Genomic DNA, 5,018 nt, shown 5'->3' with positions numbered 1-5,018 from the left:
GCGAAGCCCCTGGCTGCGGAAAAACGACAATGTGATCTTGTTGCTGCGGTCCACCATGGTCCGGACGGTGGAGACGTTCGCCTGCGAAAGCCGCCGGCAGATCTCCTCGAACATCCGCTTGGCGATCCCCGCCCCGCGGGCTTCGGGGGATACGCCCAGGGCGAAGACCCAGCCGCAGGGAGGGGAGCCGAACTCCCAGGCGCGAACCTCCCCGACGATGAAGCCGACCACCGAGCCCGCGGCCTCCGCGACCAGGAACACCCGGTCCTTCTTTCCGCCGCGGACGTAATGGTCGAAGATCCCCCGCCAGTACGCCGGCTTCTCCTCCGCGGGGCCCACCTCGTCGATGGCGATGATCACGTCGATGTCGGAAGGCACCGCGTTCCGGATGGAGATCGTGTCGGTCATTCCCTCGCCCACTTTCCTGTCAATTCAGTACCTGAATACCATAATCAGGGAAAAGTTCAAGCATTTCCTTGATGGATCGGTTCCGGCCTCCGGAGGAAGCCGCAGAGGAGAACCGCGACCGCCGCGAAGACCGCCGCCATGTAGAAGCTGCCCGAGAAGCTGCCGGTTCCCTCCGCGAGGAGTCCCGCGATCGCCGGCCCGGAGATCTGGCCCAGCCCGAAGATGAAGGTGACGAAGCCAAGGGCGGCCGCCGCCTTCCGGGCGCCGAAGTAGTCTCCCATGGCCGCCGCCATGATCGAGGGTATGCTCCAGGCGACGATCCCGTAGAAGCCGATCGACAGGTAGAGGAAGACGCCGGGGAGCCTCGTGGCGATCAGCAGGTAGGAGACCGACTGCAGCGAAAAGACGATCATGAGCCCCGCCCTCCGGCCGATCCGGTCCGAGAGCGTGCCGAACACGGGGCCCGAGAAGAGGCTTAAGAACCCGACGCACATCCAGAAGGTGCCGGCGACGCTCTCCGAGAACCCCCGCTCCTGGACCAGCGTGGTCACGATGAAAGTCGCGTAGATCACGTACGTGTAGCCGAAGAGGAAGTAGATGGCGCCGAGGTAGTAGATGATCCCTTTCCGGTAGATGTTCTCCTCCCTCCGTTCCCCCTCCGGGGGGGCGGACGCGGCGGGGCCGCCGTCTCCGACGGGGGAGAGTCCCATGTCCGACGGCCGGTCCCGGAGGAGCGCGAAGCTCGCGATCGCGATCGCCGTCACGAACCCGCTCAGGATCAGCCAGTTCGTCCGCCACCCCTCCGGGCCGACCGTGCGGTTCACGTAGGGGATGAGGCGGCCGGAGATCATGATGGCGAACCCGCTGCCGATGACGATGAACCCGGCCGCGCGCCCCCGGATGGCGCTCGAGAACCAGGCCGACACCAGCCCCATCACCGGGACGTTCGTGGCGCCGCTCCCCATCCCGGTGACCATGTAGAGGAGGAGGACGGAGGTGAAGCCGGTCGCCCGGCTCACCAGGAACATGGAGATCCCCACCGTCAGGAGCGCGAGGAAGATGAGCCGGCGGGAACCGATCCGGGCCGCGAGGTGGCCGCCGACCAGCACGGAGAGGAGGTAGCCGAGGAAGTTGGCGGTGCTGATGAACCCCATCTGCGAATAGGACAGGCGGAGCGTCGATCCCATCGACGGCAGCAGCATGCCGAGGGCGAAGCGGCCGAATCCGAGGCACGCGACGATGCAGAGCATGCCGGCCAGCACGATCACCCACCCGTAGTGGATGCGGTTCCTCGGGGGGGCGGGGACGGTCATGGGGTGGGAATATACCACGCAAAACAACGTATCGAAATATTATTGACGGCCCAAGCGTATTGTAGTACCGTTTTGCGAAATACACCACTTTTGGCGGAAGGCGCTGCCCGGGTTGTCTCCAAACGGATTCTCACCTATTATAACAACTCGTTCCATCGTCTCATTCATCGAGTGAAAGGCGGTACGCCGGTTCCGCCCCCGCGAGGGGGGAGGGCGGGCGGCCGCGAAACCAATCCTTAAGGGGGGGGAAAAGAATGAAGAAGGCAGCGGTTCTGGGGATCGTGCTCGCGGCCCTGTTGACCGGGGCGTACGCCCAGGCGGCCGAGACGATCAAGGTCGGGGCGATCCTGTCGGTCACAGGCCCGGCGTCGTTCCTCGGCGCGCCGGAGGCGAAGACGCTCGAGATGCTCGTGGAGGAGACCAACAAGAAGGGCGGCGTCCTGGGCCACAAGATCGAGCTGATCGTCAAGGATTCCGGCGCAAGCCCGGAGAAGGCGTTCTCGTTCGCCAAGCAGCTGATCGACGAGAACAAGGTGTTCGCGATCATCGGCCCCTCGACCAGCGGCGAGACGATGAAGATCAAGGGGGTCGCCGAGGAGGGGAAGACGATCCTCCTCTCCTGCGCGGCCGCCGAGGCCATCGTCAACCCGATGGCGAAGTACGTGTTCAAGACCCCGCAGAAGGACAGCGACGCCATCCTCAAGATCTTCGAGCAGATGAAGAAGATGAAGATCACGAAGATCGGCGTCCTCTCCAGCAACACCGGCTTCGGCCAGGCGGGAAAGGGGCAGATCGAGAAGCTGGCGCCCCCGCAGGGCATCACGATCGTGGCCAACGAGGTATACGACAAGGCCGCGTCCGACCTGACGGCCGAGGTCACGAAGATGAAGGCGGCGAACGTCCAGGCGGTCGTCAACTGGTCGATCGAGCCGGCGCAGGCGATCGTCCTCAAGAACGCCCGCCAGATCGGCCTCACGGTTCCCATCTTCCAGAGCCACGGGTTCGGCAACATCAAGTACGTCCAGGCGGCCGGCGAGGCGGCCGAGGGAGTCCTGTTCCCGGCCGGACGGCTGCTGGTCGCCGACGTGCTGCCCAAGAACCACCCGCAGAAGGATCTCCTCGTGAAGTACAAGAAGGATTACGAGTCGAAGTTCAAGGGCGAGGAGGCCAGCACCTTCGGCGGGCACGCGTATGACGCGTTCATGATCCTCGTGAAGGCGATCGAGAAGGCCAAGAGCACGGACAAGGAGAAGGTCCGGTACGCTGGAATTCTTCTTTCAATACCTGGTCGCGGGAATCACCTACGGGACGATCTACGCGATCGTCGCGATCGGGTTCAACATCATCTACAACGCGACCGGCATCATCAACTTCGCCCAGGGCGAGTTCGTCATGGTCGGGGGGATGACCGCGGTCACGCTGAACCAGTTCCTGCCGCTGCCGGCCGCCATCGTCGGGGCGGTCGCCGTCACGATGGCCGTGGGAGCCCTGATCGAGGTCGTCTTCATCCGGTGGCTCCACAAGCCGTCGGTGCTGCGGATGGTCATCATCACCATCGGCGTCTCGATCCTGATCCGGGAGACCGCCCTCCACATCTGGGGGGAGAGCGTCCGGGCGCTTCCGTACTTCACCGGCACCGCGGTGTCCTCCATCCGGCTGGGAGGGGTGTACATCTCCCCGCAGGTGCTCTGGGTCGTCGGGATCGGGGCGGTCGCGGTGGCCCTGCTGTCCGCCTTCTTCAACCTCACGATGCTCGGGAGGCAGATGCGGGCCTGCGCCGCGAACCGGGACGCCGCGCGCATCTGCGGGATCAACGCGGGGAATATGGTGACCTTCTCCTTCGTGCTGAGCGCCGCGATCGGGGCGATCGGCGGCAGCGTCGTCTGCCCGATCACCTACGTCCAGTACGACAGCGGGACGCCGCTCGCCATCAAGGGGTTCACGGTCGCGATCCTGGGGGGGCTGGGCAACAGCGGCGCGGCGGTCGGGGCCGGGATGATCCTCGGCATCCTCGAGTCGTTCAGCATCTGGATCCTCCCGGCGGCCTACAAGGAGGCCATCTCGATCGCCATCCTCCTCGTCATCCTCTTCGCGAGGCCCAGCGGCCTGTTCGGCAGCGCCGAGGCCGCGAGGCTCAAGGAGTTCTGATGGCGCGGAGATACTCCGTGGTCGCCGCGTTCGCGGCGCTCGTCGTCGGCATCCAGTTCGCGACCCGGCTCACCGGCACGTCGTTCCACCTCACCCAGCTGACGATGACGGCGTACTACTCCCTCCTCATCATGGGGCTGTGCATGCTGATCGGGTACGCGGGGCAGATCTCGATCGGCCACGCGGGATTCTTCGCCATCGGCGGATACGTGTCGGCGTTCCTCACGACCCACAACCTGGCGGCGCACAAGGGTACGGCGCTTTTCTCCCTCCTCTCCCGGTTCGGCGCCGTCGTATCCCGGACCGATGCCTACGGGGGCGCGATGGAGACGGTCCACCCGTGGCTCGCCTGCGTCGCCGCGATCCTCCTCACGATCGCCGTCGCGTACGTCATCGGGGGGCCGGTCCTGAAGCTCAAGGGGCACTACCTGGCGATGGCGACACTCGGTTTCGGGATCATCGTCTACCGCATGGTCCTCGGGACCGAATTCCTCGGGGCGGCGGACGGGATCTCCGAAGTGCCCGGGTTCCCGATCTTCTCGGGGCTCGTGATCTCGGGGAACTCCTCCCTGCGGGTCTCGAACTACTACATCGCCTGGGGGACGGTGATCGTCGGGATGGTGCTCCTGCTGAACCTGGTCCACTCCCGCGTGGGGAGGGCGCTGGCGGCGGTCCACGGGGCCGAGGACGCGGCGGGTGCGATGGGGATCCCCACCGCCCGGTACAAGCTGCACATGTTCGTCCTTTCCGCGGTCTTCGCCTCCGCGGCGGGGGTGCTCCTCACCCATTTCAACGGCGGGATCGGCCCGTCCGAGGCGTCGGTCATGAAGTCGGTGCGGTACGTCGCCATCGTGGCGATCGGCGGGATGGCGAACCTCTGGGGCGCCCTGCTGATGAGCCTGGTCCTCAACTACCTGTCGCTTCGCGGCTACTTCGGGACGTTCGACGACACCGTGTTCGGCATCATCCTCCTCCTGATCATGCTGTTCGCCCCCGACGGCCTGCTGCGCCGACACGTCTTCTCCGACATCCGGCGGATGGTGTCCCGCAACCCGGCGGACGAGGAGGCCGCGTGACGCTCCTGTCCGTCCGGGGGGTCAGCAAGCGGTTCGGGGGCCTCCAGGCCGTCGGAGACCTTTCCTTCGACGT

General features: G+C 65.6%; 4 protein-coding genes and 1 pseudogene. 3 read left to right on the top strand and 2 right to left on the bottom strand.

Features of this window, described 5'->3' with window-relative positions; genetic code table 11:
* The coding region (locus tag HZB86_04310; protein MBI5904761.1) for a GNAT family N-acetyltransferase at nt 1-408 on the bottom strand (408 nt) is incomplete at its 3' end.
* Between the two features lie 56 nt (nt 409-464).
* Nucleotides 465-1,721 carry an MFS transporter gene (locus HZB86_04305; GenBank protein ID MBI5904760.1) on the bottom strand — a complete coding sequence of 419 codons (1,257 nt, stop codon included), beginning with the start codon at nt 1,719-1,721 and terminating at the stop codon, nt 465-467.
* Nucleotides 1,722-1,975: 254 nt separating this feature from the next.
* Between HZB86_04305 and HZB86_04300 the strand changes: the two are divergent.
* The 3 genes and pseudogenes from HZB86_04300 (at nt 1,976) to HZB86_04290 (ending at nt 4,945) form a co-directional block, all read left to right on the top strand.
* Nucleotides 1,976-2,986, top strand: a pseudogene (locus tag HZB86_04300) (ABC transporter substrate-binding protein).
* Complete coding sequence (locus HZB86_04295) at nt 2,985-3,869, top strand: branched-chain amino acid ABC transporter permease (GenBank protein ID MBI5904759.1); 885 nt, start codon at nt 2,985-2,987, stop codon at nt 3,867-3,869. The pseudogene HZB86_04300 and the gene HZB86_04295 overlap by 2 nt, the downstream one beginning before the upstream one ends.
* Nucleotides 3,869-4,945, top strand: a complete 1,077-nt coding sequence (locus tag HZB86_04290; GenBank protein MBI5904758.1) for a branched-chain amino acid ABC transporter permease — start codon at nt 3,869-3,871, stop codon at nt 4,943-4,945. Before HZB86_04295 ends, HZB86_04290 begins: the two co-directional genes overlap by 1 nt.
* The last annotated feature ends 73 nt before the right edge of the window (nt 4,946-5,018 follow it).

The organism is Deltaproteobacteria bacterium (assembly GCA_016234845.1).
Taxonomy (GTDB): domain Bacteria; phylum Desulfobacterota; class Deferrimicrobia; order Deferrimicrobiales; family Deferrimicrobiaceae; genus JACRNP01.
The sequence above is the reverse complement of the archived record's forward strand: the minus strand, read 5'-3'. Positions and strand labels throughout refer to the sequence as shown.

What these genes read in the sequence shown, in the direction of transcription:
- HZB86_04305 (MBI5904760.1), bottom strand. Translation starts at nt 1,721, where the DNA reads ATGACCGTCCCCGCCCCCCCGAGGAACCGCATCCACTACGGGTGGGTG.
- HZB86_04290 (MBI5904758.1), top strand. Translation starts at nt 3,869, where the DNA reads ATGGCGCGGAGATACTCCGTGGTCGCCGCGTTCGCGGCGCTCGTCGTC.